The organism is Endobacter medicaginis (genome assembly GCF_014192375.1).
Classification (GTDB): domain Bacteria; phylum Pseudomonadota; class Alphaproteobacteria; order Acetobacterales; family Acetobacteraceae; genus Endobacter; species Endobacter medicaginis.
This window is the reverse complement of the sequence record NZ_JACHXV010000051.1, coordinates 1-3546: the sequence shown is the minus strand read 5'-3', so window position 1 is coordinate 3546 and position 3546 is coordinate 1. Positions and strand designations below refer to the sequence as shown.

Annotated in this window: 5 protein-coding genes; all 5 read right to left on the bottom strand. The window is 62.1% G+C overall.

Translation table 11 applies throughout. From position 1 onward, the window contains the following. Positions 1-32: 32 nt before the first annotated feature. Positions 33-491: a hypothetical protein gene (locus FHR90_RS17065; RefSeq protein ID WP_176625214.1), complete on the bottom strand. Its 459-nt coding sequence runs from the start codon at positions 489-491 to the stop codon at positions 33-35. A gap of 15 nt (positions 492-506) precedes the next feature. Then, positions 507-980: a RusA family crossover junction endodeoxyribonuclease gene (locus tag FHR90_RS17060; RefSeq protein WP_176625216.1), complete on the bottom strand. Its 474-nt coding sequence runs from the start codon at positions 978-980 to the stop codon at positions 507-509. Positions 981-1032: 52 nt separating this feature from the next. Then, positions 1033-1443, bottom strand: a complete 411-nt coding sequence (locus FHR90_RS17055) for a hypothetical protein (protein WP_176625218.1) — start codon at positions 1441-1443, stop codon at positions 1033-1035. 242 nt (positions 1444-1685) lie between these two features. Continuing rightward, a complete protein-coding gene (locus tag FHR90_RS17050; protein WP_176625220.1) occupies positions 1686-3056 on the bottom strand; it encodes a DUF4043 domain-containing protein in 1371 nt (456 codons plus the stop codon). 110 nt (positions 3057-3166) lie between these two features. Beyond that, positions 3167-3546: hypothetical protein (locus FHR90_RS17045; RefSeq protein WP_221188301.1), on the bottom strand; the 380-nt coding region annotated here is incomplete at its 5' end.

Here is a 3546-nt window from a genome sequence, read left to right as displayed (position 1 = left end):
GGCAATCGTTCCCGTGTTCGTCGTCATCGTCCTCACCCCTGAGGCGGAGACCGTCCGCTAACGGAGTGTCTCAAACAACCGTGGGGCGGAGGACTGGGCACGATGTTATCGCTCGTGTCTGCATCGACGACACCCGCATCCGGAGCCGCAGCCCGCTTCACCGTCAGCACCGAATTGCACAGCACGGCCTGGACCGGCAGCAGCGGCGACTGGTCAGCAATGAATAGCGTCCCGCCGGCACCAACGAGATAATCGCCGGCCCTTGTCTGCGCCGTGTCGACCAGCACCTGGCGCATCGGCTTGCCGAGCGAGACCGGCTGCCGGAATCGATATGAGTCGGCACTGACCGTCACCGGGAGCGATGTGAGCGGCGTTCCAGCGGCGGGATTCGATGGCCCGGTCGGACGATACAGCTGATATGCGGTGCCGGTCGCCGCGGCCGATTTTGCGTAGCCCATCGAGACCAAGGCGGCGATGCGGTTTCCGTCCACGGCGTGATTCCAGGGTTATGCGGCGTCAAACAGCTCGTTGATGTCAGTGTTAGCTGCGAACGTTTCCACGCGCACGCGAACCCCGTCGGTAGTGCCGCAGGTTTTGTTGACCGTCAGCGAGACAACGAGACGGTCATCGGCGAACACGGTCCCGTTCATCGCGTCGAGTACCGATTTCGCGAGATTGTCCGCGTCGCCGTCGCCCGGCGCCGTCGGCATCGTGCCGTCTCTGCCGGCGAATGTCAGCGTCAGCACGACGCGTACGGGCTCGTCGAAAAGCGGCAGCTGTGAACTCGCCATCGCGGCCTGAGCGGCGAGCTGAATAAGTGATTCGTAATCGAGAGTTCGCTGGGGCGTGTATGCGCCGTGGCGGCTCAGGCGGGGGCGCGCTTTCGGAATCGGTCGGGTTACGACGACGAATTCGAGGAAGCGATTTGAAGGAGACGGGATGGAGTGCCGGGACGGCGGGAACTTACGCTTGCTCGCCATCACAGGAATCCATGCTGTTCACTATATAGTATGTAGGTGCCTGGTACAATGCTCAGATGAGGATGCGGCTGACGCCATCACCGAGACCTGCGCCGGGCGGTATGCCGAGGAAGCTGCACAGCTGACGGCGCTGATATGCATATAGACGCTGCCGGTCGGCAACCTCGTTCGGATTGCGGGTCCAGACGGCGGCTGACGCGGTATCGAGATTCGATGCGGCGGTCAGCACGGCGGACTCCAGCTGCTGCAGTGTCCCGATGTATGAGCGGATGACCACGAGCTCGGACGTCGACAGATTGTTCAGCCGGAACTCCAGCACGCCAAACGACGTGAAAAACAGCCAAGGCTGAAATCCGATATTCCCGTTTCCATAGGCTTCGAAACCCATATAACGGCGGATGTCCGTTTTTTCTGAATCAGTGAGCGGCCCGGAACTCGAATCTATCGTCGTCGTGCTGCTCATCGATTTCAGTCCGAGATTACAGTGTGTGCGGCGCCGCGGGACACCAGCAATTCGACCTCATCAGAGTCCGATACCGTATATCCCGCGTGCCAGTGATGACGCCGGCCGTCCGCGTCGACGAAGCCGTGCGGCCGCGTCAGACGGATGGCGATAGGCATCGGTGTGGAGCTCTCTGAGACCGAATCATCAGCCTCCGAGAGCTCGGGCGGTGAGAGCTCCGCCGTGCGCCGGCGAGCCATCGGTCAGAACGACTCGATAATCGCGGCGCGCTTCAGAGCCGAGTTCGTCGCCGTCGGAATCACGGCCGGCGTAGTGAGCGCGTCGGTCGGTGCCGCAAAGCCGCCGAGGTAGCGCCAGGCCTGCGTGACGACCTCCTTGGCCTCGTCGATAGGCTCGCGAGTCACGTGTGCGATTCCATTCACAACCGTGCGCAGCTCGTCGCGCACGACATCCTGGACGGCCGCATTGCCGGCATTCGTGTAAACGCCCTCGACCAGAGCGCCGACACCGCAGACGATAGCGCGGCGGACAACGCCGTTGCTGGTCTGCTGGGTCGGGTTCATGTTGGTTTTCATGATTTTCACGCCGAGCAGCTCCGCCACGGCGCCCTGGCGATACTCCTCGGAATCCAGACGGCCGCGCGTGAACGACTGGAACACCGGGTCGCGGTAGATGCCGGTCAGATGCAAGGGGTCGGCGTAGCAGACGTACAGACCGTCGTCGCCGGCGGGGACGTTGTTCGCCTCAAGCGTTGACTTCGCCTGCAGAATGGCGTCGATGCTGAGCCTCGTGCCCTTTGCGATTCCGCTGGTCGACAGCGAGCCATCCGGACGGAAAATCAGCGGTGCATTGCTCGCGATAACCGGCTGGCCGGCAGTCGCATCGGTCACGGCGACATTGCTGGAGAACGTCAGCGTGCCCGAGATGCCGCCGAACGCCACTGAGGTATTCGACCCCACCTGGCTATAAACAATCAGCGGGTCGACTGGGCTTGCAGGGTTCGGTCCATCGGCCTGCACGGCCACGAGCTCATACACACCGTTGCCGACCGTCACGCTGAGCGGATACGTCGCGCTGACGGCAGTAAGGGTGCCATTCGGGCCGACTTGGCTGTAGAATCCACGAATATCGTCGACGTGGATGACGGTGCCGGCAGCGCCCTCGGTCGTCGAAACGACAGTGTTACCGCCGAGATATGCGCCGAAAAGCGCGTTTCTGGCGACCTGGTCGATGGTCCTGGTTGCCTGCTCTGCCAGTTTCGATGCATTCAGCAGATACTGATTGCCGATGGCTACGCCGGAGGTCATCAGATTCAGGCCCATGCTCTTGCCGTAGGGGTCGACACGCAGCACATACTGCTCGATTCCATAGGACTGCGAGCCGAATCCCGACGTGATATCCCGGTTGTCAGCCGGATTGAGGGGGGTTGTGCTGGCCGGAAGCAGCGCGGTCCTAGTCTTAATCATGGACTCGCCGATTTTGCCGCCGAACGGCTCGCGTTCGGCAATCATTCTGAAGCCGAGCTTGGCGCGCAGAGCCTCGTCGAGCGTGCGGTCGAGATAGCCCTGTTGAATCATCGCCTGGATAGACGAAGGAAGGTTGTTGATGGGCATAGACGGGTGTCCTTTCAGACATGCAAAAACACCCGCTGGGACCATCCCGGCAGGTTCATTCAGTTGATGGAAGCCAGCGTGTTACCGCCGGCGGATGATGCGGGTGACGGTTACGGGAGCTGGCCCGCGGCGATGCGGGCCAGCGCGGCCTTGAACTCGGCGTCAGACATCTCAGTGGCCTTTTTCATGCCCGCTGGAGCTGGCTTCGGAGCTGCTGCCGGATTCGACGTAGTTCCGCGGTCCGCACCAGTCGCCGTGAACAGATGCGGCAGGCTCGCCTTCACGCCGGCCCAAAAGTCAGCCGGCACGGCCACGGCGCCATCGGCATCGACCGACACCGCAGACTTGTCGACCAGTTTCAGGAAATCCGGATGCGCCAGGCCGGCAGCAATCGAGCCAGCCTTGAGCTCGGCATCAATTAGCCGCTGATGGAATCCATCCTGCAGCTCTGAAACCCGCTTCTGCAGCGCTTCAGCATGCGATTTCGCGG